The 25,335-nt window shown below is 66.5% G+C and carries 24 protein-coding genes; 14 read left to right on the top strand and 10 right to left on the bottom strand.

Annotation, left to right across the window (positions count from 1 at the left end):
- Window positions 1-3 precede the first annotated feature (3 nt).
- The 4 genes from boxA to J2W36_RS04450 all read right to left on the bottom strand — a co-directional run bounded on the left by boxA (window position 4) and on the right by J2W36_RS04450 (window position 5,508).
- Entirely contained in the window at window positions 4-1,281 is a 1,278-nt protein-coding gene (gene boxA / locus J2W36_RS04465) for a benzoyl-CoA 2,3-epoxidase subunit BoxA (RefSeq protein ID WP_307688478.1), read from the bottom strand.
- 5 nt (window positions 1,282-1,286) lie between these two features.
- Window positions 1,287-2,714: a benzoyl-CoA 2,3-epoxidase subunit BoxB gene (boxB, locus tag J2W36_RS04460; RefSeq protein WP_307688477.1), complete on the bottom strand. Its 1,428-nt coding sequence runs from the start codon at window positions 2,712-2,714 to the stop codon at window positions 1,287-1,289.
- Window positions 2,715-2,746: 32 nt separating this feature from the next.
- Window positions 2,747-4,420, bottom strand: coding sequence for a 2,3-epoxybenzoyl-CoA dihydrolase (gene boxC / locus J2W36_RS04455; protein ID WP_307688476.1), 1,674 nt, complete (start codon window positions 4,418-4,420; stop codon window positions 2,747-2,749).
- 155 nt (window positions 4,421-4,575) lie between these two features.
- Window positions 4,576-5,508 carry a helix-turn-helix transcriptional regulator gene (locus J2W36_RS04450; RefSeq protein ID WP_370869254.1) on the bottom strand — a complete coding sequence of 311 codons (933 nt, stop codon included), beginning with the start codon at window positions 5,506-5,508 and terminating at the stop codon, window positions 4,576-4,578.
- 170 nt (window positions 5,509-5,678) lie between these two features.
- On the opposite strand from J2W36_RS04450, the gene J2W36_RS04445 reads away from it, so the two are divergent.
- From J2W36_RS04445 to J2W36_RS04405, 9 genes are all read left to right on the top strand, one after another.
- Window positions 5,679-6,146: a 4-hydroxylaminobenzoate lyase gene (locus J2W36_RS04445; RefSeq protein WP_307688475.1), complete on the top strand. Its 468-nt coding sequence runs from the start codon at window positions 5,679-5,681 to the stop codon at window positions 6,144-6,146.
- Window positions 6,147-6,150: 4 nt separating this feature from the next.
- Window positions 6,151-7,704: a 3,4-dehydroadipyl-CoA semialdehyde dehydrogenase gene (locus J2W36_RS04440; protein WP_307688474.1), complete on the top strand. Its 1,554-nt coding sequence runs from the start codon at window positions 6,151-6,153 to the stop codon at window positions 7,702-7,704.
- A gap of 61 nt (window positions 7,705-7,765) precedes the next feature.
- Complete coding sequence (locus J2W36_RS04435) at window positions 7,766-9,340, top strand: benzoate-CoA ligase family protein (protein WP_307688473.1); 1,575 nt, start codon at window positions 7,766-7,768, stop codon at window positions 9,338-9,340.
- A complete protein-coding gene (locus J2W36_RS04430; RefSeq protein ID WP_307688472.1) occupies window positions 9,337-10,137 on the top strand; it encodes an alpha/beta fold hydrolase in 801 nt (266 codons plus the stop codon). Before J2W36_RS04435 ends, J2W36_RS04430 begins: the two co-directional genes overlap by 4 nt.
- A complete protein-coding gene (locus J2W36_RS04425) occupies window positions 10,134-11,306 on the top strand; it encodes an ABC transporter substrate-binding protein (protein ID WP_307688471.1) in 1,173 nt (390 codons plus the stop codon). The genes J2W36_RS04430 and J2W36_RS04425 overlap by 4 nt, the downstream gene beginning before the upstream one ends.
- Before the next feature lie 128 nt (window positions 11,307-11,434).
- Entirely contained in the window at window positions 11,435-12,307 is an 873-nt protein-coding gene (locus J2W36_RS04420; RefSeq protein WP_307688470.1) for a branched-chain amino acid ABC transporter permease, read from the top strand.
- Window positions 12,304-13,254, top strand: coding sequence for a branched-chain amino acid ABC transporter permease (locus J2W36_RS04415; RefSeq protein ID WP_307688469.1), 951 nt, complete (start codon window positions 12,304-12,306; stop codon window positions 13,252-13,254). The genes J2W36_RS04420 and J2W36_RS04415 overlap by 4 nt, the downstream gene beginning before the upstream one ends.
- Entirely contained in the window at window positions 13,251-13,997 is a 747-nt protein-coding gene (locus J2W36_RS04410) for an ABC transporter ATP-binding protein (RefSeq protein ID WP_307688468.1), read from the top strand. The genes J2W36_RS04415 and J2W36_RS04410 overlap by 4 nt, the downstream gene beginning before the upstream one ends.
- Before the next feature lies 1 nt (window position 13,998).
- On the top strand, window positions 13,999-14,700 hold the full coding sequence (locus tag J2W36_RS04405; protein ID WP_307688467.1) for an ABC transporter ATP-binding protein: 702 nt from the start codon (window positions 13,999-14,001) through the stop codon (window positions 14,698-14,700).
- 3 nt (window positions 14,701-14,703) lie between these two features.
- On the opposite strand, the gene adhP is transcribed toward J2W36_RS04405, so the two are convergent.
- On the bottom strand, window positions 14,704-15,732 hold the full coding sequence (adhP, locus tag J2W36_RS04400; RefSeq protein WP_307688466.1) for an alcohol dehydrogenase AdhP: 1,029 nt from the start codon (window positions 15,730-15,732) through the stop codon (window positions 14,704-14,706).
- Between the two features lie 91 nt (window positions 15,733-15,823).
- Window positions 15,824-16,318 carry an SET domain-containing protein gene (locus tag J2W36_RS04395; protein WP_307688465.1) on the bottom strand — a complete coding sequence of 165 codons (495 nt, stop codon included), beginning with the start codon at window positions 16,316-16,318 and terminating at the stop codon, window positions 15,824-15,826.
- Window positions 16,319-16,526: 208 nt separating this feature from the next.
- Here J2W36_RS04395 and J2W36_RS04390 point away from each other — a divergent pair, with 208 nt between their 5' ends.
- Entirely contained in the window at window positions 16,527-18,323 is a 1,797-nt protein-coding gene (locus J2W36_RS04390) for a diguanylate cyclase (RefSeq protein ID WP_307688464.1), read from the top strand.
- Here J2W36_RS04390 and J2W36_RS04385 read toward each other — a convergent pair.
- A complete protein-coding gene (locus J2W36_RS04385) occupies window positions 18,310-18,690 on the bottom strand; it encodes a hypothetical protein (protein ID WP_307688463.1) in 381 nt (126 codons plus the stop codon). The two genes, J2W36_RS04390 and J2W36_RS04385, sit on opposite strands and share 14 nt — an antisense overlap.
- Before the next feature lie 579 nt (window positions 18,691-19,269).
- Here J2W36_RS04385 and J2W36_RS04380 point away from each other — a divergent pair.
- The 4 genes from J2W36_RS04380 (at window position 19,270) to J2W36_RS04365 (ending at window position 21,758) form a co-directional block, all read left to right on the top strand.
- Window positions 19,270-20,286, top strand: a complete 1,017-nt coding sequence (locus tag J2W36_RS04380; RefSeq protein ID WP_307688462.1) for an excalibur calcium-binding domain-containing protein — start codon at window positions 19,270-19,272, stop codon at window positions 20,284-20,286.
- Between the two features lie 203 nt (window positions 20,287-20,489).
- Complete coding sequence (locus tag J2W36_RS04375) at window positions 20,490-20,867, top strand: helicase SNF2 (protein ID WP_307688461.1); 378 nt, start codon at window positions 20,490-20,492, stop codon at window positions 20,865-20,867.
- Between the two features lie 182 nt (window positions 20,868-21,049).
- Window positions 21,050-21,463 carry a response regulator transcription factor gene (locus J2W36_RS04370; RefSeq protein ID WP_307688460.1) on the top strand — a complete coding sequence of 138 codons (414 nt, stop codon included), beginning with the start codon at window positions 21,050-21,052 and terminating at the stop codon, window positions 21,461-21,463.
- Between the two features lie 91 nt (window positions 21,464-21,554).
- Window positions 21,555-21,758 carry a hypothetical protein gene (locus J2W36_RS04365; RefSeq protein WP_307688459.1) on the top strand — a complete coding sequence of 68 codons (204 nt, stop codon included), beginning with the start codon at window positions 21,555-21,557 and terminating at the stop codon, window positions 21,756-21,758.
- Window positions 21,759-21,788: 30 nt separating this feature from the next.
- Here J2W36_RS04365 and J2W36_RS04360 read toward each other — a convergent pair whose 3' ends face one another.
- From J2W36_RS04360 to J2W36_RS04350, 3 genes are all read right to left on the bottom strand, one after another.
- A complete protein-coding gene (locus tag J2W36_RS04360; RefSeq protein ID WP_307688458.1) occupies window positions 21,789-23,270 on the bottom strand; it encodes a DegQ family serine endoprotease in 1,482 nt (493 codons plus the stop codon).
- An 84-nt stretch (window positions 23,271-23,354) separates the two neighbouring features.
- Complete coding sequence (locus J2W36_RS04355) at window positions 23,355-24,671, bottom strand: ATP-binding protein (RefSeq protein ID WP_307688457.1); 1,317 nt, start codon at window positions 24,669-24,671, stop codon at window positions 23,355-23,357.
- Window positions 24,668-25,327, bottom strand: coding sequence for a response regulator (locus J2W36_RS04350; RefSeq protein WP_307688456.1), 660 nt, complete (start codon window positions 25,325-25,327; stop codon window positions 24,668-24,670). Before J2W36_RS04350 ends, J2W36_RS04355 begins: the two co-directional genes overlap by 4 nt.
- Between the last annotated feature and the right edge of the window lie 8 nt (window positions 25,328-25,335).

The raw sequence follows: 25,335 nt of genomic DNA, 5'->3' as shown, positions 1-25,335 counted from the left end.
GTTTCAGTACGTCTCCAGGTGCAGCCGACCCTCCTTCTTCAGCGCCGCCCCCACGGTGTCCCAGTCGAGGCCGGCGCCGGTGGCCACGTCACGCAGCGCCAGCACCACACCCTCCTCCATGCTTTTCAGGCCGCACACGTAGAAGTGCGTATTGCCGTCGGCCAGCAGCGCGGCCAGGTCGGCAGCACGCTCGCGCATCGCGTCTTGCACATAGCGCCGCGGCTGGCCCGGAATGCGGGAGAAGGCCAGGTTGATGTCGATGAAGTCCTTGGGCAGCGTCTGCAGCGGTCCGAAGTAAGGCAGTTCCTGCTGGCTTCGTGCGCCGAAGAAGAGCATCAGCTTGCCGCCTTCGAACTTGCCGCTCTTGCGCAGGCGGCGTCGCCATTCGGTCATGGCACGCATCGGCGCGCTTCCCGTGCCGGTGCAAATCATCACGATGTGCGACTTCGGGTGGTTCGGCATCAGGAAGGTGGAACCGAAGGGCCCGACCACCGTCACCGTGTCGCCGACCTTCAGGTCGCAGACGTAGTTGGAGGCGATGCCCCTGACCGCGTTGCCCTGATGGTCCTGCGTCACGCGCTTGACGGTCAATGAAACGTTGTTGTACCCCGGGCGCTCGCCGTTGCGCGGACTGGCGATCGAGTACTGGCGCGGGTGGTGCGCCTTGCCCAGCGCGTCGGTGCCGGGCGGCACGATGCCGATCGATTGCCCTTCCAGCACCGGAAATGGCATCGCGCCAAAATCCAGCACGACATGATGGGTCTCGCTCTCGAAGCCGGCTTCGGTGCAGTTGAAGTTGCCGGTCACGGTCGCCCTCACCGGCCGCTTCGGCGCATAGAGGTTGGTGTAGGCATGGGCGGCGGACCACGGCGGCGTGGTCGCACCATAGCTCGTCGACATGAACGGCGCCTCGCCGGGCGTCACAACGGGCTCGACCTCGACCTTCGTCGCCGCATCGATGCCGCTGCCGGCATCCATCACTCCGGCGGCCTCGAGCTCCTCCGCGCTCAGTTCGGGCGGCAATTCCTCCCAGCCGAGTTGCTCCTCGATGGAGTAGGCCCGTTGCAGGGGCATGTTGCGCCAGTTGTCGATGGAGCCGGTGGGGCAAGGCGAGATACAGGCCATGCAGCCGTTGCAGACATCCGCCCGGACGACATAGTTGTTGTCGTCGTGCGTGATGGCATTCACCGGGCACGTGGCTTCGCAGGTGTTGCAGCGGATGCAGATTTCCGGGTCGATCAGATGCTGCCGGATGACACCGGCTTCAACGGCCATGTCCATCCCGTTCACCCGAAACGCACGTACTCGAAGTCGACCGGCTGGCGATTGATGCCCATCACCGGCGGTGCGATCCAGCCCGCAAATTTGCCCGGGTCGACCACACGGCCCATCAGCGACGCCACGAAGGCGAAGTCGTCGGGCGTCGGCAGCCATTCGCTCTTCTTGGCGGCCCATTCCGCCTCGCCCACGACCCGGCCGTCCGGCGACATCTTGATACCGGCGAGCGCACCGATCTGGCGGTTGAAGGCCTTGTGCGGCACCGTCAGGCGCGTCGGGATGCCGGCTTTCTCCAGCACCTTGTTCCAGCGGTTCACGCCAGCGACCGAGTCCTTGATGAAGTCGTCACGCAGCACCTCGTTCAGGGCATTGAGCATCGGCACGTCCTTCTCGACGAGCTGGCCGTCCTTGACTTCGAGCACCTTGTAGGTCTGGCCCTTGAGCACGTGGTCATCGGTGCGTTTGCCTTCCTCGTAGCGGCCCTTGAGGCCCGAGCTGTAGAAGATCGCCGCGTTGCTCGACTGGTCGGCGCCGAACAGGTCGATGGTCACGCTGTAGTGGAAGTTCAGGTAGCGCTGGATGGTGCCCAGGTCGATGGCGCCAGCGGCGCGCACCTTCTGCGCATCGTCGGTCTTCAGTTCGTTCATCACAGCTGCCGTACGGGTCAGCACGCGCGACACGCCGCTCTCGCCGACGAACATGTGGTGCGCTTCCTCGGTCAGCATGAACTTGGTGGTGCGTGCGAGCGGATCGAAGGCGCTCTCGGCCAGCGCCGACAGCTGGAACTTGCCGTCGCGGTCGGTGAAGTAGGTGAACATGAAGAAGGCCAGCCAGTCGGGCGTCTTCTCGTTGAACGCGCCCAGGATGCGCGGGTTGTCGACGTCGCCCGAGGTGCGCTGCAGCAGCGCTTCGGCCTCTTCCCGGCCGTCACGGCCGAAGTGCTTGTGCAACAGGTAGACCATCGCCCACAGATGGCGACCCTCCTCCACGTTGATCTGATACAGGTTGCGCAGGTCGTACATGCTGGGCGCGGTCAGACCCAGGTGGCGTTGCTGCTCGACGGATGCCGGCTCGGTGTCGCCCTGCGTCACGATGATGCGGCGCAGGTTGGCGCGGTGCTCGCCCGGCACGTCCTGCCAGGCCTTCTCGCCCTTGTGGTCGCCGAAGTGGATCTCGCGGCTGGCATCGCCGGGGTTCAGGAAGATGCCCCATCGGTAGTCGCGCATCTTCACGTGGCCGAACTGCGCCCAGCCCTGCGGGTCGACGCTGACCGCGGTGCGCAGGTACACGTCGTAGCCGGTCGAACCGTCGGGACCGACGTCGTCCCACCAATTCACGAAATTCGGCTGCCAGCCTTCGAGCGCGCGTTGCAGCGTGCGGTCTTCGCTGAGGTTGACGTTGTTCGGGATCTTGTCGCTGTAATTGACGGTGCTCATGGCGTTTCCTTGCGAGTTCGGAGGGGTCGGGATCAGACGCGATTCAGATCGAAGCCGGCTTTTTCACCGGTGCCGTAGACCTTCAGGGCGCCCTTGGCGCCGACGGCGTTGGGGCGGTTGAAGATCCAGTTCTGCCAGGCGGTGAGCCGGCCGAAGATGCGGGTGTTCATGTTTTCCTTGCTGGCGAAGCGCAGGTTGGCTTCCAGCCCGGTGAGTGCGTCGGGGGACATCGCCACGCGCTCCTCGATGGCCATGCGCAGTTCGTCTTCCCAGTCGATGTCGTCGGGTGCCGCGGTCACCAGGCCGAGCGCCAGCGCCGCATCGGCATCGAGCGCCTGGCCGACAGCAGCGCGAGCGGCCTCGAGCGGCGCGACCTCTTCATAGAAGCGGCGCTGGAGGCGGCTCTGGTCGTTCACCAGCGGATAGAAGCCGAAGTTGAACTCGTTGAGCGTGAGCTTGGGCGCACGCTCCGCGTCGTCGGGCAGCGCGAGCATGTACGTGCGGTCGGATGCGAAGGCGATCTCCGCCAGCGTACCGGCGAAGGCGGAACCCGGCTCGACCAGCGCGAAGAGACTGCGCGACGAAACGTCCAGCCGCGCCAGTGTGCGGCGCAGCGCGCCGATCGTCTCGCGCACCAGCCAGTGGTCCTGGTGGGCGAGCATCAGGGCGTCGTTGGCCAGCACGGCCTGCGCGTCGCCTTCGGTCTTCAGCAGCCAGGTGCCGATGTCCAGTTCGTTCGTGCGCAGGTTCAGGATGGCGTCGTCCAGCTGGCGGCACATCGCCAGCGGCCACCAGGCCGCACCCGCGGCCTCGATGCCCGCGATGTCGGTCGGCCGCGCGCCCGTGGGCGCCTTGACGGTGAGCGTCGCGGTGCGACGGGTGCGGTCGATGTCGACCTGCACATGCGCATAGCGCAGCGTGTCGGCACCGTCCTGACGTTCGAGGCGCGGCAGTGAGACGCCCTTGGCGCCTGCGCCAGGGCGCTTGCTGCCCTCCGCCAGCTTGGCGGCACGCTCCTGCACAGTGGCCGCGAACTGCGCTGGCTTGGCGATCGCGTCGACCAGGCGCCAGTCGACCGCGCGCTGGCCGCGCACGCCTTCGACGCTGGTGCAGAAGATGTCGGCCAGGTCATGGCGCACGTGGCGCTTGTCGGTCACACGCGTAAGGCCGCCGGTGCCGGGCAGCACACCCAGCAAAGGCACTTCGGGCAGCGAGACGGCGGAAGAACGGTCGTCGACCAGCACGATCTCGTCGCAGGCCAGCGCCAGTTCGTAGCCGCCGCCAGCACAGGCGCCATTGACCGCGGCCAGGAACTTCAGGCCCGAATGCTTCGAGCTGTCTTCGATGCCGTTGCGCGTTTCGTTGGTGAACTTGCAGAAGTTCACCTTCCAGGCATGGCTGGAGACGCCGAGCATGAAGATGTTGGCGCCGGAACAGAAGATGCGGTCCTTGCCGCTGGTCACGATGACCGACTGGACCTCCGGATGCTCGAAGCGCACGCGGTTGAGCGCATCGTTGAGCTCGATGTCGACCCCAAGGTCGTAACTGTTGAGCTTGAGCTTGTAGCCCGGGCGGATGCCGCCGTCTTCTGCGATGTCGAGTGTGAGCCGTGCGACCGCGCCCTCGACGGCAAGATGCCAGTGCCGGTACTGGGCCGGCTCGGTACGGTAGTCAACGCGGGGCGCCTGGGCGGCTGTGTCGGTCATGGGTGGTCTCCGTGGGCAGAACAGACAAGAAACATAATGCATTTCTTGCAGTTGGTGCATGCATCATCATGCATGTAAACCGGCAAGTCAATGCCTGTTGCACTTTTCTGCAGCTCCGGAAAAACCCGCGGTTGGTAGGTCGCCGGCCGCGCTTGTCAGACCGCGGTGACCATCGCCGCGCGCACGGCGGCACGCAGCGCATCGAAGCTCTGCGCCAGCGTCTGCCCGCCGGTGTCGACCGACAGGTCGGCCTTCGAATAGAAGGCCGCGCGCCCGTCAAGGATGCGATGCAGGTCTTCCATCGCCTCCTTGCTGGCGGCGATGGGGCGGATGTCGCCCTGGGCCACGACGCGCCCCATGTGCTCCTCCGGCGTCGCGCGCAGCCAGACGGTGGTGCAGTGCGCCAGCAATTCGTTGAAGGTCGCCGGGTCCGACACGATGCCACCCGGGGTGGCGATCACCACTTCGCTGTGGATCTGCACCGCTTCCTCCAACGCTCGCCGCTCGTAGCGCCGGTAGGCGTTGGTGCCATAGAGGTCGTGGATCTCGCGCACGCTGCAGCCGGCGAGCTTCTCGATCTCGCGGCTCAGCTCGATGAAGGGCACGTCGAGATCCTGCGCCAGCATCGGGCCCAGCGTCGACTTGCCCGCGCCGCGCAGGCCGATCAGCGCGATGCGGCGGTGCCGCGCCGCGTCACCGCGACCGCTGCCCAGCAAATCGCCCAGCGCAATGCGCGCCCGGCGGAGGTCGGCCTCGCTGCGGTGCTCCAGCAATTCGCGGATCAGCAGCCATTCGGGCGAACTGGTGGTGACGTCGCCCACCAGTTCGGCGAGCGAGCAGTGCAAGGCCTGCGCCACCTGCTGCAGCACCAGGATCGAGGCGTTCCCTGTGCCGTACTCGAGGTTCGCCAGATGGCGCTCCGATACGTCGGCCGCCTGCGCCACCGCCTTGCGGGTCAGGCCGCGCTGCGCGCGCAGGCTGCGAACGCGTTCGCCCAGCACCGCGAGCAGCGGATTGCGCGGCGCTTCGCCCATGGCCACATCGATCGCACCCGTCATGGCGACGCCCCGCCCTGCTTCCTCAGTCATGGAACTCCTCATTCGATGCCTCGATTTTGCGCGCTCAGGGTAAACGCGATACATGCATTATGTTGCTTGACATGATGCACTTTGCTGCTTATTGTTTGACCAAACGCAAGATACTGCAGGCTAACCGAAGCTGCAACTGCAACCTATCGAAACCCGCCCGCCAGGAAGACATGTCCAAGCAAGCATTCCATCAATTGATCGCGGACCTGAGTGCGCAGATCGCGGGCCGGCCACTGGACGACACGCTCGACCGCTGGTTGAACGCGGAACACGGCGCCGGCACGCCGACCTATGCACGTCTCAAGGATGCCTGCATCGAAGGCGTGGCCGAGGGCTGGCTCTGCGAGCGCGAAGGCGGCGGCATCCGCTACGGCCGCCCCTTCAAGCCCGAAGACGCCCTGCACCGCTTCTCGGTGGACGTGGTCGACATGGCCGACCTCGCAGGCCCGCACCACATGCATCCCAACGGCGAGATCGACCTGATCATGCCGATCGAGGGCGACGCGACCTTCGACGGACGTCCGGCCGGCTGGTGCGTGTACCCACCGGGCAGTGCCCACCACCCGACCGTCAACAACGGCCGCGCACTCGTCCTCTACCTGCTGCCTGAAGGGCAGATCCAATTCACACGGACCTGACACCATGACCGAGCTTCTTCCCAACCACGTCGGCGGTCGCTGGCAGACCGGCAGCGGCGCCGGCGTGCCGCTGTTCGATCCGGTCGTCGGCACCGAGCTGGCACGCGTCGACGCGACCGGGCTCGACCTGCCGGCGGCCTTTGACTTTGCCCGCGACATCGGCGGCGCCGCGTTGCGCGCGCTGAGCTATTGCCAGCGCGCCGGGCTGCTCGCCGCCGTCGTCAAGGTGCTGCAGACGCACCGCGACAGCTACTACGAGATCGCCACGGCCAACTCGGGCACCGTGAGGAACGACTCGGCCGTCGACATCGACGGCGCGATCTTCACGCTGGGCCAGTACGCCAAGTGGGGTGACGCGCTGGGCGACGTGCACGCGCTGCGCGACGGCGACGGGGTGAAGCTGGGCAAGGAACCTGTTTTCCTCTCGCAGCACCTGCAGGTTCCCACACGCGGCGTCGCACTCTTCATCAACGCCTTCAACTTCCCGGCCTGGGGCCTGTGGGAGAAGGCGGCACCCGCCCTGCTGTCGGGCGTGCCCGTCATCGTCAAGCCCGGCACCTCGACCGCCTGGCTCACGCAGCGCATGGTGCGCGACGTGGTCGATGCCGGCGTGCTGCCTGCCGGCGCGCTGTCGGTGATCTGCGGCAGCTCGAACGGGCTGATGGACCAGTTGCAGCCCTTCGACGTTGTCTCCTTCACCGGCTCGGCCGAGACCGGCGCGCTGATCCGATCGCATGCGGCCGTGGCGCATCGCTCGGTGCGCGTCAACATTGAGGCCGACAGCCTCAATTCGGCGGTGCTGCTGCCCGACGCCACGCCGGGCACCGACGCCTTCAACCTGCTGGTGCGCGAGGTCGTGCGCGAGATGACGGTCAAGAGCGGCCAGAAATGCACCGCGATCCGCCGCATCCTCGTGCCGGCGACCGTCTACGATGCGGCCGCCGAGGCGATCAGCGCCAAGCTGCGCGGCGTGACGGTCGGCAACCCGCGCAACGAGAGTGTGCGGATGGGTTCGCTGGTGAGCCGCGCGCAGCTGAACGCGGTGCGCGAGGGCCTTGCGGCATTGCAGCGGCAGACCACCGTGCTGCACAACGGCAGCGAGCAAGCACTGGTCGACGCCGACCCGGCCATCGCCGCCTGCATCGGCCCGGTGCTGCTGGGCGCGAAGGATGCGGACGCTGCGGACAGCGTGCACGATATCGAGGTCTTCGGCCCCGTCGCGACCTTGCTCGCCTACCGCGACGTCGACCATGCGATCGCGCTGGCGCACCGCGGCCAGGGCTCGCTGGTCACCTCGCTCTACGGCAGCGACGACGGGGCGCTCGCGCGCACCGCCGTGCAGCTCGCGGCCAGCCACGGCCGGGTCCATGTGGTCAGCCCCGACGTGGCGCAGACGCACACCGGCCACGGCAACGTGATGCCGATGTCGCTGCATGGAGGCCCGGGGCGCGCCGGCGGCGGCGCGGAACTCGGCGGCCTGCGGGCGCTGGACTTCTACCACCGCCGAAGCGCGATACAGGCCAGTCCGGCGGTGCTGGCCGGGCTGGGCCTGCACTAACCATCCCCGTACGAAACACACAAGAGCGCATCACCGCGCCGATGACACCAGGAGACACACGATGAGCTTGCCCACCGAATTCAACTTCGCCGAACACCTGTTCGCACTCAACCGCGCGCGGCCAGCCAAGCTCGCCTACATCGACGACCGCGGCACGCTCAGCTACGGCGCCCTGGAAGACCGCGCCCGTCGCTTGGCCAGTGCCCTGCAGTCGGCGGGCGTCCAGCGCGAAGAACGCGTGCTGCTGCTGCAGCTCGACAGCCACGACTGGCCGGTGAGCTTCCTGGGATGCCTCTACGCCGGCGTGGTGCCCGTCGCGGTCAACACGCTGCTCACGGCGGACGACTATGCCTACATGATCGAGCACAGCGGCGCCGTCGCGGCGCTGGTGTCCGGCGCGCTGCTCCCAGTGCTGCAGGACGCCATGTCGAAGTCGCCGCATGCGCTGAGACAGCTCTTCGTCTCGCAACCCACCGCCGCTCTGCCCAACAGCGCCAGCGACCTCGACGCCGTCATCGGCGCCCATCCTCCGCTGGCCAGGCCGGCCGCGACGGGCCCGCAGGACCACGCCTTCTGGCTCTACTCGTCGGGCTCGACCGGCCGGCCCAAGGGCACGGTCCACAGCCACGGCAACCCCTGGTGGACTGCCGAGCTCTACGGCAAGCCGGTGCTCGGCCTCACCGAAGACGACGTCTGCTTCTCCGCGGCCAAGCTGTACTTCGCCTACGGACTGGGCAACGGGCTGAGCTTCCCGCTGTCGGTGGGCGCCACCGTGGTGCTGATGGCCGAGCGCCCGACCCCCGACGCAACCTTCAAGCGCTGGACCGGCACGGGCTTGTCGGCGGCAGCGTCGGGCGTGAAGCCCACCGTCTTCTTCGGCGCGCCCACCGGCTTCGCCGGCATGCTGGCATCGGCCGCCCTGCCCGCGCGTGACCGCGTGGCGCTGCGCATGTGCTCGTCCGCGGGTGAAGCGCTGCCGGGCGAGATCGCGCAGCGCTTCAAGGCGCACTTCGGCTGCGAGATCATCGACGGCATCGGCTCCACCGAGATGCTGCACATCTTCCTGTCCAACCGGCCGGGCGACATCCGATACGGCACCACCGGGCGGCCCGTGGACGGCTACGAGATCGAACTGCGCGGCGAAGACGGCCGCCCGGTGCCGGACGGCGAAGTCGGCGACCTCTACATCAAGGGCCCGAGCAGCGCACTCATGTACTGGGGCAACCCGGAAAAGAGCCGCCAGACCTTCCGCGACGGCTGGACGCAGAGCGGCGACAAGTACTCGCGCGACGCCGACGGCTACTACACCTACGCCGGCCGCAGCGACGACATGCTGAAGGTCAGCGGCATCTATGTGTCGCCCTTCGAGGTCGAGGCCACGCTGATGCGCCACCCGGCGGTGCTCGAGGCCGCCGTCATCGGCACGCAGGACAGCGACGGCCTGACCAAGACCAAGGCCTTCGTGGTGCTGAAGTCGAACCAGTCGTGCAGCGCCGAAGACCTGAAGGTCTTCGTGAAGGAGCACCTGGCCGCCTACAAGTACCCCCGCTTCATCGAGTTCGTCGACGAGCTGCCCAAGACCGCGACCGGCAAGATCCAGCGCTTCCGGCTGCGCGAGCAGGAGCAGCACGCGTGAGCGGCGAGACGCAATGGGCCGCCATCCGCTGGCGGGAGCGGGAGGTGCGCGTCGAGTACCTGCGCATCGCGGCCGAGCGCACGGATGCGCCGCTCGTCGTGTTCCTGCACGAAGGCCTGGGCTCGGTCGCGATGTGGAAGGACTTCCCGCAGCGGCTGTGCCAGGCCGGCGGCTTCCGCGGCTTGGTCTTCTCGCGGCCCGGCTACGGCCGCTCGACGCCGCGGGACGCCGATGAAGTCTGGGACGTCGACTTCATGCACCGCCAGGCGCACGAGGTGCTGCCGCCGCTGTTCGACGCCCTGGGTATCGACGAGCCGCCCTGGCTCTTCGGCCACAGCGATGGCGGATCGATTGCCCTGCTGTATGCGGCGCGCTTTCCGCAGCGCGTGGCTGGCCTGGTGGTGCTGGCGCCGCACATCTTCGTGGAAGACGTGACCGTCGCGCACATCGAGGTGGCGCGAGACACCTACCTCACCACCGATCTGCCGACCCGGCTCGGCCGCTACCACGACAGCGCCGACTCCGCCTTCTGGGGCTGGAACCGCATCTGGCTGCATCCGCCGTTTCGCCAATGGAATATCGAGGCCGAACTCGACGCCATCGCCTGCCCGGTGCTCGCGATCCAGGGCGTGGACGACGAGTACGGCACGCTGCAGCAGATCCGGGGCATCGCATCTCACGTGCCCGGCGTGCAGCTCATGGAATTGCCCGACTGCGCGCACTCGCCCCACAAGGACCAGCCGCAGCAGGTGATCGACGCGACCGTTTCATTCATCACAAAAAGGAGACAAGCATGAGCATTCAGAACACCCGCACCGCGCTGACCGCCCTCGCCCTGGCCTGCATCGCCACCCTCGGCCATGCGCAGCAGCAACCCAAGCTCAAGGTCGGCCTGATGCTGCCCTTCAGCGGCACCTACAACGCGCTGGGCGTGGCCATCGAGAATGGCTTCAAGCTGCGTGTCGAGGAGCAAGGCGGCAAACTCGGCGGCCGCGAGATCGAATACGTCAAGGTCGACGACGAGTCCGACCCGGCCAAGGCCACCGACAACGTCAACAAGCTCATCAAGCGCGACAACGTCGACGTGATCGTGGGCACGGTGCATTCCGGCGTCGCCATGGCGATGGCCAAGGCGGCCAAGGAAAGCGGGACCGTGCTGATCGTGCCCAATGCCGGTGCCGACGCGGTGACCGGCCCCATGTGCGCGCCCAACATCTTCCGCAGTTCCTTCAGCAACTGGCAGCCGGCCTACGCCATGGGCGAGGTCGCCGGCAAGCAGGAAAAGAAAAAGAAGGCGATCACCATCACCTGGAAGTACGCAGCCGGCGACGAATCGGTCAGCGGCTTCAAGGAAGGCTTTGAGAAGGCGGGCGGCCAGGTCGTCAAACAGCTCAACGTGCCGTTCCCGAACGTGGAGTTCCAGGCGCTGCTCACGGAGATTGCGGCGGCCAAGCCCGATGCGGTGTACGCCTTCTTCGCGGGCGGCGGCGCGGTGAAATTCGTCAAGGACTACGCAGCTGCGGGCCTGGACAAGACCATTCCGCTCTACGGCCCGGGCTTTCTGACCGACGGCACGCTCGACGCACAGGGCGCTGCTGCACAGGGCATGCTGACGACGCTGCACTACGCCGATGGCCTGAACACGCCGCGCGACACGAGTTTCCGCACCGCGTACGCCAAGGCCTTCAAACTGCAACCCGACGTGTATGCGGTGCAGGGCTACGACGCGGCGCAGATGCTGGCCATCGGGCTGGATGCGGTCAAGGGCGACATCGGCAAGAAGGCCGAGTTCAGCGCCGCCATCGAGCGCGCGAAGATCGACAGTCCACGCGGCGCGTTCTCGGTGAGCAAGTCGCACAACCCGGTTCAGGACATCTACCTGCGCAAGGTCGACGGCAAGGAGAACAAGGTCGTCGGCGTGGCCGTCAAGGGTCTGGCAGACCCGGCGCGCGGCTGCAGGATGTGACCTGACTCACCCCCCAAGCTTGCCCCCTTCGTGTGGCAGCGCCAACCCCCCCTCCAGGGGGCAATGCCAGCGGCCCGGCAAAGCCGGTTCCGCGGCATTTCACGAAAAAATCAAGTAACGGGCGTCCTATGGATATTGGAACTTTCCTGGTTCAGTGCCTGAACGCGGTCCAGTACGGCTTGCTGCTGTTCCTGGTCGCGTCCGGGCTGACGCTGATCTTCGGCATCATGGGCGTGATCAACCTCGCCCACGGCAGCTTCTACATGCTGGGCGCGTACATGGCGTTCGCGCTCTCGCCGCTGTTCGGCGACCAGTTCCTGGTGATGCTGGTCGCGGGCGTGGTGCTGGCCGCCCTGTTCGGCTACGTGCTCGAATGGGCCTTCTTCAGCTATCTCTACCAGCGCGACCACCTGCAACAGGTGCTGATGACCTACGGCCTCATCCTGGTGTTCGAGGCGCTGCGCTCGATGCTGGTGGGCAATGACGTGCATGGCGTGAAGGTGCCTGCCTGGCTCGAAGGCAGCTTTGCGCTGGGCGAATTGATGCGCTACCCGTGGTATCGGTTGTTCGCATCTGCCGCCTGCATCGTGCTGGCGCTGGGCCTGTACTTCGTGGTCAACCGAACCCGCCTGGGCATGATGGTCCGGGCAGGCGCGAGCAACCGCGACATGGTGCGCGGGCTGGGCATCGACATCCGACGGCTCTATCGCATCGTGTTCGCAGCGGGCGTGGCGCTGGCCGCACTGGCCGGCATGATCGCCGCGCCCATGTCTTCGGTCTATCCGGGCATGGGCGGCAGCGTGCTGATCATCTGCTTTGTCGTGGTGGTGATCGGCGGCGTCGGTTCGATCACGGGCGCGCTGGTGGCCTCGTTGCTGGTGGGCTTCGTCGACACGTTCGGCAAGGTGTTCTTCGCCGAACTCAGCGGCATGGGCATCTACGTATTGATGGCGGCCGTGCTGATCTGGCGGCCCGAAGGTTTGATGGGACGCAAGGCATGAAGCATTTTTCGCACTGGCTGCCCCTGGCCTGCGCACTCGCACTGGCCGCCCTCGGGCCTTGGATGACCCCGTACATGGCCGACCTGGTGGTCAAGGTCATGATCCTGTCGATCTTCGCGTTGAGCCTGGAGCTGCTGGTGGGCATGACCGGGCTCGTGAGCCTGGGCCATGCCGCCTTCTATGGCATCGGCGCCTATGCGACGGTGCTCGGTGCCGGGCGCGACGGTGGCTCCATCGCCTGGCTGCTGCCGCTGGCGATGGGCAGCGCCGCCGCTTACGCCCTGGTGGTGGGTGCATTGAGCCTGCGCACGCGGGGCGTCTACTTCATCATGGTCACGCTGGCCTTCGCGCAGATGGCGTTCTTCGTGTTCCACGACACGCCTTTCGGCGGCGGCAGCGATGGCATCTACATGTATGTCCGCCCCACCCTGGGTTCGATCGACATGGAAAGCCGCTGGGTGCAGTTCTACGGTGTGTTGGGCGCGCTGGCCGGGACCTATGGGCTGCTCGCGCTGATCCGCCGATCGCGCCTGGGCGCAGCACTCGCCGGCATCCGCGTCAACGAGCAACGCATGCGCGCCGCAGGCTTCGCGGTGTACGGCTACAAGCTGGCGGCGTTCGTGATCGCCGGGGCGCTGGCGGGGCTGGCGGGCTTCCTGGTGGCGGCGCGCGACGGCGTGGTCAACCCTGAACTCATGGCTTGGCACAACTCGGGCGAGGTGCTGCTGATGATCATCCTCGGCGGCCTGGGTCACCTGCGCGGCGCGGTGATCGGTGCCGTGGCGTTCACGCTGCTCAAGGAAGTGCTCTCCACGCACGCGCTGGTCGGGCCGCTGGCCGACCAGTGGCAGCTGACCCTGGGCCTGGCCATCATCGCCTTCGTGGCGCTGCTGCCCAAGGGCCTGATCGGGCTGGCGGCCCGGCTGTCGCCGAGGGGGGCAGCATGACAGCACTGCTTTCGGTCGAAGGACTCACCCGCCGCTTCGGCGGGCTGGTGGCGGTCAACGCGGTCACGCTGGACCTGCGGCTGGGCGAAATCCATGCGGTGATCGGCACCAACGGCGCAGGCAAGTCGACGCTGATCAACATGCTGTCGGGCGAGATCGACGTCTCCAGTGGGCGCATCGCACTCGCAGGAGAAGACATCACGACGCGCGCCCAGTCGCGCCGCGCGCGCGCGGGCATCGGCCGCAGCTACCAGCGCACGACCATCTTTCCTGAGTTCAGCGCGCGCGAGAACTGCCGCCTTGCAGCGCAGGCCGCCACGCCGCGCCCGTGGGCACTCTGGCAGCGGGCACAGGACTGCGAAGCCAGCAGTGCAGCCGCCAACGAAGCGCTTGCCGCAGCGGGCCTGCAGCCGTATGCAGACCGCATGGCCGGCACGCTGAGCCATGGTGCCAAGCGCCAGCTCGAAGTGGCGATGTGCCTGGCCACGCGCCCACGCGTGCTGCTGCTCGACGAGCCGCTGGCGGGCATGGGCGCAGAGGAGACCGAACGCATGCTCACACTGCTGGTGCAGCTCAAGGGCACCCACGCGATCCTGCTGGTGGAGCACGACATGGACGCGGTGTTCCGCATCGCCGACCGCATCACGGTCATGGTCAACGGCACGGTCATCGCCACCGGCGACCCTGCTGCCATCCGCAGCAACCACGACGTTCGCCAGGCCTACCTGGGGGAGGACCATTGACATGCTGCAGATCGAAGCTATCCACACCTATTACGGCGACAGCCACATCCTGCGGGGCGTTGACGCCGTGCAGGCCAGCGCCACCTCGCTCGGCTTGCTGGGCCGCAACGGCATGGGCAAGACCACGCTGATCCGCACGCTCATGGGCTATGTGCGCCCGGCCTCGGGCCAGGTGCTGCTCGATGGGCGCAACGTGACCGGATGGGCCCCCGAAAAAATGGCGCGCCTCGGACTGGGCTATGTGCCCGAGGGCCGGGGCATCTTCCCGAACCTTTCGGTGCGAGAGAACCTGTTGATGAGCGCACGCGCGGGCATCGATGGCCGCCGGGACTGGACCTTCGAGCGCGTGATGCACACCTTTCCGCGCCTGACCGAACGGCTGCAGCATGGCGGCCAGCAACTCTCGGGCGGCGAGCAGCAGATGCTGTCGATCGGCCGCGCGCTCATGACCAATCCGCGCCTGCTCATCCTGGACGAGGCGACCGAGGGGCTGGCACCGTTGATCGTGGCCGAGATCTGGCGCACCATCGGCGCGATCCGCGCCACCGGCATTGCCACGCTCATCGTCGACCGCGACTGGCGCCGCGTGCTCGCGCACACCGACCAGGCCATCGTGATGGAGAAAGGCCAGATCGCGCTGGCCGCACCTTCGGCGACGCTGACTGCTGCGCCACAACGCCTGGAGCAGGTGCTCGGGGTGTGAACCTCAGTGGAAGTCGATCACGACGCGCGAAGGCACCTCACCCTGCTCGAGCCGCTCGAACACCTGGTTGATCGCCGAGAGTGGCTGCAGTTCAATGTCGGCCTTGACCTTGCCTTCTGCCGCAAACGCCAGCGCCTCGGCCATGTCCTGGCGGGTACCTACAAAGGAGCCCCGGATGGTGATGCAGTCGGCTACCACGTCGAACAACGGCGTCGGGAGATCGCCAGGCGGCAGGCCGACCAGCACGCAAGTGCCGCGCTTGCGTGTCATGCCCACGCCCTGCTTGAACGCCGCCAGCGATGGGGCGGTGATGAGCACGCCATGCGCCCCGCCGCCCGTCGCCTGCCTGACGGCCACGACCGGATCGCCGACCCTTGCATTGACCACGGCGTCGGCGCCCAATTGCGTTGCATGCGCGAGCTTGCCATCGTCGATATCGACTGCGCACACATGCAGGCCCATGGCCTTGGCGTATTGCACGGCCAGGTGCCCGAGCCCGCCGATGCCGGAGATCACCACCCACTGACCGGGACGAGCGCCTGTTTCCTTCAGGCCCTTGTAGCTCGTGACGCCCGCGCAGATCAGCGGCGCCGCCTCGATGGCCGACAGGCCGGCAGGTATGTGGGCCACATAGTTGGGGTCGGCCACGATGTATTCGGCGAAGCCGCCGTTCTTCGTGTAGCCACCGAACTGCGCCTCTGCGCAGACGGTTTCCCAGGCGGCCATGCAATGCTCGCAATGGCCGCACGCCGAGTGCAGCCATGGCACGCCGACCCTATCGCCCAGCTTGACGGCGGTGACGCCCTCGCCCATCGCGACCACCAGGCCGATACCTTCGTGGCCAGGGATGAAAGGCAGCTTCGGCTTGACCGGCCAGTCGCCATGCGCGGCATGCAGGTCGGTGTGGCAGACACCGCATGCCTCGGTCTTCACCAGGATCTGACCTGGGCCCGGGCTGGGAATCTCCAGCGTACGGAGCTCGAGGGGCTGGCCGAATTGCTCGACCACCGCGGCTTGCATTGTGTGTGACATATGACGTGCACTCCTTGTGGAGTCAGTATCGGGCCCGGCCCGTGACCACACCTTGATGCAGATCAGACTGCGGCGCGCAAGAACCCTGCCGTCAGTCCGGCGCCAGCAGGGTACCTCGGCAGTTCGCGGCGCCACACCGGCACGGATAGTCCGCGGCGGTGGAGCCGTCGTCCGCCTCCAGGCCGTAGTCGACCGACAGCTCTTCGCCCGCCGCCACGGCACGCAGCGTCTGGAAGCGGAAGACCGGCCGGCCCGCACGGTCTTCGTCCTCGAAGGCCTCGCAGTTGGGATCGCAGGAATGGTTGAGAAAGCGTGTCGCGTTGCCGCCGTCCGAGCCGTCGATGACCTCGCCGCTCGACAGCATGGCCAGGTAGGTGAGTTGGCCGTCCCACTGCATGGCCGCCGCCTGCGCTGCAGGATAGCGGCGCCCCTCGTAGAAACCCAGAAACGTCCGGGCCGGCAACGCGCGCGCGGCAAAGGCGCCCGTGCCATGCACGCCGCTGGGACCGACACGGATGGGTGCAGTACCCATCTGCTTGCCGTACCCCTTCTTGGCCAGGTGTTGGGGTGGGAAGGATGCATTCATGAGGAGCGGCAGGCGTGTATGCAGAGGCGGAATCCATCTTTTACCGCATTCTCCAAGCGCCCGGATCACGCACAATGTGCCCCTGTCGCGCCCGAGGTAACTTCGATTCCGTCCGTTGATGCTGCGTTTTTGCCAATTTTTACTTTTTGCCATCGGCAGAGCCCCACGCTCTCAGGCTTGGGTGCTGGCTCTACGGGTATTGGTGGGGATGCTGACCGTGCACGCGGCCCAGGTTCAGGCGCAGTCGAACGCTGCGCCCCAGGCGGCTGTTTCTGAGGCGGCGCGCGCGCCCGCGCTGCTGTCGCGCCAACCTCAGGGCCAATTGCTCGTTGACCATCTGCAGCTGTTCGAGGACCCGACACGTGCGTTGTCCATCGAGCAGGTTCGCACGCCCGCACAGGAAGCGCGCTTCGCCTATCCTGACAATCCGCTCGTCGGCAGGGAGTCTGACCGGGTGCTTTGGTTCAAGTTGCAGTTGCGGCTGGCCAATCCCGCGGACACGTCGCGCGAGTGGCTGTTGCTGGTGCCGACGGTATCCACCCACGAACTGCGCTTCTACGGCCCCTACGACACCACCGGCAAGGCACTGGCGCCGCCCGTGACCACGGGCATGCGCCACCCGTGGTCAACGCGGCCGGCCGCGTCGGAGCAGATGGCCTGGCGCTTCCAGTTGCCCGACCCTGGGGTCTACACGGTGTACTTCCGGGTCGATTCCACCTTTGCGCGAATCTACGCGGTGTCGGCCTGGGACACCGCCGACTACCTGCAATCCACCCAGGACAAGCGAATGTTCGATGGCGTGAGCTACGGCCTGCTGCTCGGGCTGCTGGTCTACGGCCTGGTGCTGCTGCTGGTCTTTGGTGAAGGCATTTATCTCTACTTCCTGCTTTCGTGCATGTGCGCATTGATGGCGCTGGCGGGCTTCAACGGCCATGTGCTGCGCTACCTTTTTCCTCACTGGCCAACGGGTGCGGGCATCGCCTACATCCTGGCACCGGCACTGTGGGCGATCTGCAAGCTTCAGTTCGGGCGCAAGCTGCTGCGGCTGCGGCATTTCGCTCCGCGACTGGACCAGGTGGTGCGGCTCATGCTGATCGCGCTCGGTGCCGCAGCGGTCTACGCGCTATGGGGTCCCCATCCGCTGTGGATGTTCCGCCTGGTGCAGTTGGCGGTGGTGGTGTCCACCGCCGTGCTGCTCGTCGGCGCGGTGGTGGCTGTGCGGGGCCGCTACTGGCCGGCGGTGCTCTACTGCATCGGCGTGGCGCTGCTGTTCATCGGCATCTGCGCCATCATCGTGGCCAGCTGGGGCTGGATTGCCTGGACGCCCGACCAGATCAATGTGACGCAGGCCGCGTTGATCGCGGAACTGGTCGTCTTCGCGGTGGCCATGGCGTCGCGACTGCGGCTGATGCTGCGCTCCGAACAGGCGCTCACCGCACGAACACAGCAGCTGGTGGAAGCGCTGGGTACCGATGCGCTCACCGGGATTGCCAGTCGTGTCGGACTGGAGGGCCCGGCGTCCATTCGGATCCGGGAGGGCAAGCCTTTCTCGCTGATGCTGCTCGACCTCGATGGCTTCAAGAGCGTGAATGACACGCACGGTCATGCGGCCGGCGATGCGGTGTTGGTGGCCGTGGGACAACGCCTGCAACGGCAAGTGCGCCAAGGCGACATCGTGGCCCGCCTGGGCGGCGACGAATTCGCGGTGCTGGTGGCCGGTCGGACGTCGCGCGAGACGCTGGCCGATCTCGCCCTGCGGCTGGTGAAAGCCGGCGAGCGGCCGGTGGACTATGAGGGCCGAACGCTCAGCGTCGGGCTGAGCCTGGGCATTGCCTGCCATCCGGACGACGGCCACACCATGCCGCTGCTGCTGCGCGCCGCCGACCGCGCCATGTATCACTGCAAGCAGCAGCGTACCGGCCCATCGTTCGCATTCGCCAGCGACTTGCCGGCGTCCACCAGCGACCGGCCACCGCTGAGCAATGCTGCGGCTACTTCGGCTTGACGGCGACGCGCAGGCGCATGGCACGCGGCACGCTCACGGCGTCTTCGGAGATCACCTCCAGGCGTCCCCTGCCATAGCGGCGCTCCATTTCCATGAGTGCCGCAGCACGGTAACGCGCCTGCGCCATCAGCGGCTGCGCATCCTTGTCGGTGCGACCAGATGCTCCGGACGCCGACGCGACAGCGCGCGCCTCCACGTCATAGAGCGTGCCAGTGCCATCGGCAGGCTGCACGGCAACCTCGATGGGATAGCCGTCGACTTGGACCACGGTGCGCGGTGCGGAGGCCAGCTGGGTGTCGCTTGGACTCGCCGCACAGCCGGCAAGCAAGGCAAGGCTCACGATGACGCTCACAGCTTGGTACTTCATGTCGGAACCCTGACGAAAATCGAAATCGAACGGCGGCCAGAGGCACCCATCAGCCAATGAACAACAAAGCGGAAAGATCCCGCCAGAGCCACACCACTACCACGAGAGCCGACGCAAACGCAGCCACCGCAAAAAGACCCAGGAGCCCGGCCAGCCAGCGCTGTCGACGGCCAGGATCGGCTGCGGGAATGGAAGCCGCTGGCCGCGCGTTGGCGGGCGCCGCCGCCCGGCGCATTGGCGCAGGCATCGGTTTCGGTGCGAGCTTGGGCTTGGACTGCGTCCATTCGGGCATCGGCAAGGCGCCCACGCCTGGGTCTTCGGCCGCTGCGGACCTTGACGGGGATCGCTGTCTCTGAACGGGAATTTCAAGGCTTGCCAATGCAAGCTCCTTTGCTGGTAAGGGGTCAAAGAGGGCAAAGAGGATTCAAAGCGCCGCCGACACCGCGCTCGCACCGTTGGCGGTACGAATGGTAACGTCCCCGGTCAGCCCGTCCAGGGCACACGCGCCACATGACAAAATGGTGCGCTGCATGCGCTGCCGGTGCACTGCACTTCCCTGCATTTCAGTACCCGATCTCCATGAACAGGCAGATTACGATGTCGAGCTCCGTGTCGCGCGCATGCGCCGTGTTTCTATGTACCGCGGTCCTTGCTGCCTGCGGCGGCGGCAGCAGCAGCGACACGGCAGACCCCAGCGCGGGGCTCAACAAAATCAGTTGCGCCACTTTCACCTATCAGGGCGACGCACAGCTCTACCTGGCGGCCAATCCCTCTGCTGCGTCGGTACTTGACGCCGATGGCAACGGCGTTGCCTGCGAGTCGCTGCCGGTCAAGGGCGGCACGACGCCGACCACCCCGACAACGCCCACCACCCCTGAGGTCGCGGCTGCCGTGGTGCCTGCAGGCAGTTGGGTCGGGACGCTGGACAACGGCGATGGCCTGCGCGGCGTCGTGTTCTCCTCGGGCGAAACCTGGTTCGTGCGTACGCAGACACGCTCGTATGGCACGCAGTTTCCGACCTGGATCGTGCAGAGCAAGACGGGCACAGCCACCGAAGGCGGCAAGTTCGCCGTGGCCGATGCGCAGGCGCTCTCGGTGATCGACTACGCAGCCACGCAGTCCGGCACGGCGACCTGGGCGGTGACTACCACGCCAGGGACCCTCATGACAGGCACCTGGAGCCAGGGCAGCGCGGTGTACGCAATGTCGGCGGCGTACCAGGCGAGTGAAGCGAAGGTACCACTGCTCGACACCCTCGTCGGAAACTACACCGATACGAAACTTGCCGCCGCCAATCCGACGGTCAGCGCGGCCGATCTGCCACTGATCACAGTCAGCGCGAACAACGGCTACAACGGCAAGATCACAGGCCACATCAACGCCACCTGCACCCTCGATGGAGAAATCTACGCGGACGGCGTGGATCCACCTGCCTTCGGCATCAACCTTCGCTATCAGGGCACCTGTCCGGTCAATCTCGCATACGGCGCGGGCATCGCGATGTATGACCAAGTCAACCGTGGGCTCTATCTGCTGACGATCAACGGTGACCTTTCCAACAAACCCGGCGCGGTGCTGTTCGGCACCAGGAATTGAGGGCATCGATCGTTTCCGTTTCGTGAACGCCGTGGTTCAGTTTCATACGGGTTTTTACCTAGTAAGCAGCGCACAATTCATTTCATCAGAGCAGCAGACCCGTTGCTCTGGGTGAACAGGGCCCCGAGCGAGGTGGCCACCCTTGACGGGTGGCATCCCACCCAAGACCGGTTCGAAGCATCCAACCTACTGAAGGAAATGAAATGAAGACCTCGAAGATCATCGCCGCTGCTGCCCTCTGCCTGATCGCTGCCGTTAGCGCCCAAGCGGAAACCTACCAGGGCGTCCTGGCGACACCCACCTTCAATAACCGTGCCACCGTGGCTGCCGAAGCCGTGGTGGCCGCACACACGGCCAACCCGTACGCCGAAGGCGCCAACGCGGGCGTGGCGCCCGTAGTCGCAGGTAACGTCGATCGTGCAAGCGTCCAGCGCGAGGCCGTGGCTGCTGCACGCGCCGGGGACGTCTATGCCGAAGGTGCCAGCGCGGGCGTTGCTCCCGTGATGGCCAGCAACGTCGACCGCGCCACCGTCCGTGCCGAAGCACGTGCTGCTGCCCGCAGCAACTTCGCCGCACTGTGACCGATGGCCCCGCCTGGAGCGGGCGGCCCTGAAAAAAATCGGCCTATGCAGCACGCATGGCCGATTTTTTTATTGGCATATGCACTTGCGTGGCAAACTTGAGATCCCCATTGGTCTGAACGCGGCGAAATCTCCATGGGTCCAGCACCCAGCGTCCAGCCACCTGCCGGCAAGGAACCGTATTGTCTTTAGCCATTTTTCTGACCGAAGACAACGCAATCGCCCGAGCGCATCTGACCCAGGCGGTGCGGGAATTCACGGGTGAGGAACTCGTCGGATTTGCCACCGGCGAAATGGATGCGCTGACCTGGCTGATCACCCATCCTGACGATTGGGGCCTTCTGATCCTCGACCTCTTCCTGAGCGACGGCCACGGCCTGGGGGTGCTCGCAGGATGTCGTGTACGCAAGCCATCCCAGAAGGTGGTCGTGGTCAGCAACTATGCGACGCCGGACATGCGCCGTCGCTGCCTCGGACTGGGCGCAGACATGGTCTTCGACAAGATCACCGAACTCGATGCGCTGATGGCTTATTGCGTGGGGCTCCAACAGCGTGCGGGCCTTGCACAAATTCACGCTTCAAGTGCAACGGATTGATACATCGTTACCAACAGACTGATTTGGTGTAGGTTTGGCAGCAGAATTCAGACGATTCGACCATCTGCTCACAATTGAACCCTTCCCCACCATGCCCCGCACCCGCGACCCCATCGACCCCATCGTGCTCGACGACCGCGGACTGTCCGTGGCGCAATTGCAGGCCAAACATGGCGCGCAGCATCCGGTCTTCACTCAGGTGCTGTGGGAAGACGCGATCGCACGCCGGCGTACCCTCGACGATTACTGGGGCTGGGTCGAATACCACGTCTGCCTGAACAACGAGAATGAATAGACCAGCGCCCGGGCGCACCGGCCTTTCCGGTCAGCCCACGCGCACAGGCACGAAGATCCGGTCCGTCCCACGCTGGATCAGCAGCGCCACGGACTTGTCGGCCTTGGCCACCACTGCGCGCACCTGATCGAGCGACTTGGCTGGCGTCCCGTTGATCGCCAGCAGCACGTCGCCTGCCTGCACGCCTGCCAACTCCGAAGGTCCCCCGACATCCTCGATCAGCAGTCCGGTGTCGACGGCCGCTTCGCGCTTCTCCTGGGGCCGCAGCTCGCGCAAGGCCAGCCCGAGCTTGCCGCCCTGGGCGGTCGCGTCATCGGCCTTGGCGACGCTGGCCGCTTTCTCGCTCGCGTCGGCGAGCTTGGCACTGAGTTCCTGCGGTGCCCCCTGACGCCAGACCTCCAGCGTGACCTTGGTTCCCGGACGCTGCTGGCCAATGATCGCAGGCAAGTCGCCCGAGGACACGATGGCTTGCCCATCGACCTTGCGGATCACGTCGCCCGTACGCAGGCCGGCCTGTTCCCCCGGGCTGCCCTTCTCCACGTTGGAGACCAGCGCGCCTTCGGGCTTGTCGAGCTTGAAGGAGTCGGCAAAGGCCTGATTCACCTCCTGCACTGCCACCCCCAGACGCGCATGGCTGGCCTTGCCGGTCGCGACGATCTGGTCCTTGACCTGCACGGCCACATCGATCGGGATGGCGAACGACACGCCCTGGTAGCCGCCGCTGCGGCTGTAGATCTGCGAATTGATGCCGACCACCTCGCCGCGCGTGTTGATCAGCGGCCCGCCCGAATTGCCTGGGTTCACGGCCACGTCGGTCTGGATGAAGGGCACATAGCTGTCGTCGGGCAATGAACGGCCCTTGGCACTGACCACGCCGGCCGTCACGGTGTTCTCGAATCCGAAGGGCGAACCGATGGCCAGCACCCATTCGCCCACCTTCAGTTCCTTGGTGCTGCCCAGCGCGATCACCGGCAGGTTCCTGGCATCGATCTTGAGCACGGCGATGTCCGTCTTCTCGTCGCTGCCGAGCACCTTGGCGCGGAATTCACGGCGGTCGGTAAGCTTGACCGTGACTTCCTTGGCGCCCTTGACCACATGGGCGTTGGTCAGGATCGTGCCGTCGGCACTCACGATGAAGCCCGAGCCTTCACCACGCGTGGGCACTTCGCGCTGTTGCTGCTGGCGTCCGTGCGGATTCATCTGACCCTGGAAGCGCTTGAAGAACTGGAACATCGGATCGTCCGGATCAATCCCCTGCATGGCCGCTGCCTCGTCGTCGCTGGGCTTCATGCTGCCGATCACGCTGATGTTGACCACGGCCGGGCCGTCGCGCGAGGTGATGGTGGAAAAGTCGGGCAGCGTGACGACCGGGGCGCCGGCCACGGTGCTCGCCACCGGCGGTGCGCCCACGGCTCGCGCGCTGGTGTAGGCGCCGGCACCGACGGCACCGATCACGCCGGCAGCCGCCAGCGCGAGGACGAGTCCCTTGGGGGAAGTCAGACGGGTGTTCATTTCGGATCCTTTCGAGGTGGGTTGAAACACGATGAAAGGGAATGTCGCCGCGCAGACTTAGTGCACGCTTAAAGGGCTCCGATGTCAGATGTTGGCGAAATGAACGGCAACCTTCAGGCCGCCCAGTTCCGCGGAGGTGCCCAGGGTCAGCGTGGCGCCGTGCAGCGTGGCGATCGATTTGACGATGGCCAGGCCGAGCCCGCTGCCAGGTGCCTGGGGTTCGCCCGAGCGGTAGAAGCGGTCGAGCACGCGCTCGTGCTCCTCGGGGGGCAGGCCAGGGCCGCTGTCCTCGACGCTGAGTTCGACGCCGTCGGCCTGCGTGCGAATGGCCACGTCGACACGCCCGCCTTCGGGGGTGTACTTGACCGCGTTGTCCAGCAGATTGCGCAGCAGCATGCGCAATGCCTCGGGCTGACCGCTGACCGTGGCCGCGTCGGTGTGCGCGAGGCCCATGTCGATGCGCCGCGCTTGAGCGGCGGCCAGGGCGTCCGAAATCGCCAGCCGGGCGACCTCGTCGAGCGCCACGGCTTGAGGGGGTGCACCCGCCGCCATGCTGGCCTCGTGGCGCGCGAGTGCCAGCATCTGCTCGACGAGCCGCGTGGCGCGGTCGATGCCCGCGGCCAGGCGTGCGACGGCCCGCTCGCGTGTCGCCTCGTCGCCCGCGCGCTGCAGGCCCTGCACCTGGAGCTTGAGCGCTGCCAGCGGCGAACGCAGTTCATGCGCGGCGTCGGCCACGAAGTGCTTCTGCGCCTCGAAGGCGTGACGTACACGCTCGAACAGCAGGTTGAGTTCGTGCACCAGCGGGCGCACCTCCTCGGGCAGGCCTGCCTCGCTGACCGGCGACAGATCGTCGGCCTGACGCGCGGCCACCTGGGCTCGCACGCGGGAGACCGGTGCCAGCGAATGGCTGACCACCCACCACACCACCAGCATCAGCAGCGGTGCCATCAACGCCACCGGACCGATGGTGCGCAGTGCCAACGCGCCGGCCATGCGGCGGCGCACTGCCATGTCCTGTGCCACCTGGATGACCAGGCCGCTGCGCGTCTGCACCGAGAACACCCGGTAGGTCGTGCCACGCGCCCGCGCGTCGACGAAGCCCAGCACCGCCAGTTGCGGCAGCGCGGCATCGGCTGCCGACTCGAAGATACGTTCCCCGTCCGCCGTCCACACCTGCACGACGAACTCGAAGTTCTCCTCCCCCCCCGCCAGTCCACCCACCGCACCGCCTGGCGGAAGGCCCGAGCGCAGCGACAGCGCCATCTGCTGCATGTGGTAGTCGAAAATGTCGTCGGCCTCGTGCAGCACCGTACGGTAGGCGACCGTGGCCTGCACGCCCGCGGCCAGCACGATGGCGATCAGGAGGAACCCGAGCAGCCGCGCGCGCAGCGACCGGATCATTGCTTGGGCACCATGTAGCCGACGCCGCGCACGTTGCGGATGAAGTCCGCACCCAGCTTCTTGCGCAGGCCGTGGATGTACACCTCGACGGCATTGCTGCTGATCTCATCCTTCCAGCTGTAGAGCTTCTCTTCGAGCTGCTGGCGCGACAGCACCATGCCCGGGCGCGCCAACAGCGGTTCCAGCACGGCCCATTCGCGTGCCGACAGCACCACCGGCGCACCGCCGACCGTGACTTCGCGCGTCTGCGGGTTGATCGTCACGCCCATGTGTTCGTACACCGGCTCGGCGCGCCCCGATGCGCGTCGCAGCAGCGCCCGGATGCGCGCGAGCAATTCATCGAGGTCGTAGGGCTTGAGCACGTAGTCGTCGGCACCGGCGTCCAGCCCTTCGATGCGTTGCTGCACGGAGTCGCGCGCCGTGGCGATCAACACCGGCATGCGCTGCTTGCGCGCACGCAGGGCCCGCAGCACCTCGAGGCCATCGCGCCGCGGAACCCCCAGGTCGAGCAGCACCAGGTCGTATTGCTGCGTGCGCAGGGCACTCTCAGCGGCGTCCCCGTCCTTCACCCAGTCAACGGCGTACTGCTCTGCGCGCAGCAGGTCGAGCACGGCCTCGCCGATCATCACGTCGTCTTCAAGCAGCAGGAGGCGCATGGGTAGCT

The organism is Variovorax ginsengisoli, from assembly GCF_030811835.1.
In the GTDB taxonomy this organism is placed as follows: domain Bacteria; phylum Pseudomonadota; class Gammaproteobacteria; order Burkholderiales; family Burkholderiaceae_C; genus Variovorax; species Variovorax ginsengisoli_C.
Note: the sequence above shows the minus strand (reverse complement) of the source record. Positions and strands in the feature narration are given on the sequence as shown.

Coding starts and splice junctions, on each gene's coding strand:
- adhP (WP_307688466.1), bottom strand. CDS start 15,732: ATGTCACACACAATGCAAGCCGCGGTGGTCGAGCAATTCGGCCAGCCC.
- J2W36_RS04390 (WP_307688464.1), top strand. CDS start 16,527: ATGCTGACCGTGCACGCGGCCCAGGTTCAGGCGCAGTCGAACGCTGCG.
- J2W36_RS04380 (WP_307688462.1), top strand. CDS start 19,270: ATGAACAGGCAGATTACGATGTCGAGCTCCGTGTCGCGCGCATGCGCC.
- J2W36_RS04355 (WP_307688457.1), bottom strand. CDS start 24,671: ATGATCCGGTCGCTGCGCGCGCGGCTGCTCGGGTTCCTCCTGATCGCC.
- J2W36_RS04350 (WP_307688456.1), bottom strand. CDS start 25,327: ATGCGCCTCCTGCTGCTTGAAGACGACGTGATGATCGGCGAGGCCGTG.
- J2W36_RS04410 (WP_307688468.1), top strand. CDS start 13,251: ATGACAGCACTGCTTTCGGTCGAAGGACTCACCCGCCGCTTCGGCGGG.
- J2W36_RS04450 (WP_370869254.1), bottom strand. CDS start 5,508: ATGACTGAGGAAGCAGGGCGGGGCGTCGCCATGACGGGTGCGATCGAT.
- J2W36_RS04360 (WP_307688458.1), bottom strand. CDS start 23,270: ATGAACACCCGTCTGACTTCCCCCAAGGGACTCGTCCTCGCGCTGGCG.
- J2W36_RS04440 (WP_307688474.1), top strand. CDS start 6,151: ATGACCGAGCTTCTTCCCAACCACGTCGGCGGTCGCTGGCAGACCGGC.
- boxC (WP_307688476.1), bottom strand. CDS start 4,420: ATGACCGACACAGCCGCCCAGGCGCCCCGCGTTGACTACCGTACCGAG.
- J2W36_RS04395 (WP_307688465.1), bottom strand. CDS start 16,318: ATGAATGCATCCTTCCCACCCCAACACCTGGCCAAGAAGGGGTACGGC.
- boxB (WP_307688477.1), bottom strand. CDS start 2,714: ATGAGCACCGTCAATTACAGCGACAAGATCCCGAACAACGTCAACCTC.
- J2W36_RS04420 (WP_307688470.1), top strand. CDS start 11,435: ATGGATATTGGAACTTTCCTGGTTCAGTGCCTGAACGCGGTCCAGTAC.
- J2W36_RS04415 (WP_307688469.1), top strand. CDS start 12,304: ATGAAGCATTTTTCGCACTGGCTGCCCCTGGCCTGCGCACTCGCACTG.
- J2W36_RS04435 (WP_307688473.1), top strand. CDS start 7,766: ATGAGCTTGCCCACCGAATTCAACTTCGCCGAACACCTGTTCGCACTC.
- J2W36_RS04425 (WP_307688471.1), top strand. CDS start 10,134: ATGAGCATTCAGAACACCCGCACCGCGCTGACCGCCCTCGCCCTGGCC.
- J2W36_RS04445 (WP_307688475.1), top strand. CDS start 5,679: ATGTCCAAGCAAGCATTCCATCAATTGATCGCGGACCTGAGTGCGCAG.
- J2W36_RS04375 (WP_307688461.1), top strand. CDS start 20,490: ATGAAGACCTCGAAGATCATCGCCGCTGCTGCCCTCTGCCTGATCGCT.
- J2W36_RS04365 (WP_307688459.1), top strand. CDS start 21,555: ATGCCCCGCACCCGCGACCCCATCGACCCCATCGTGCTCGACGACCGC.
- J2W36_RS04385 (WP_307688463.1), bottom strand. CDS start 18,690: ATGAAGTACCAAGCTGTGAGCGTCATCGTGAGCCTTGCCTTGCTTGCC.
- boxA (WP_307688478.1), bottom strand. CDS start 1,281: ATGGACATGGCCGTTGAAGCCGGTGTCATCCGGCAGCATCTGATCGAC.
- J2W36_RS04405 (WP_307688467.1), top strand. CDS start 13,999: ATGCTGCAGATCGAAGCTATCCACACCTATTACGGCGACAGCCACATC.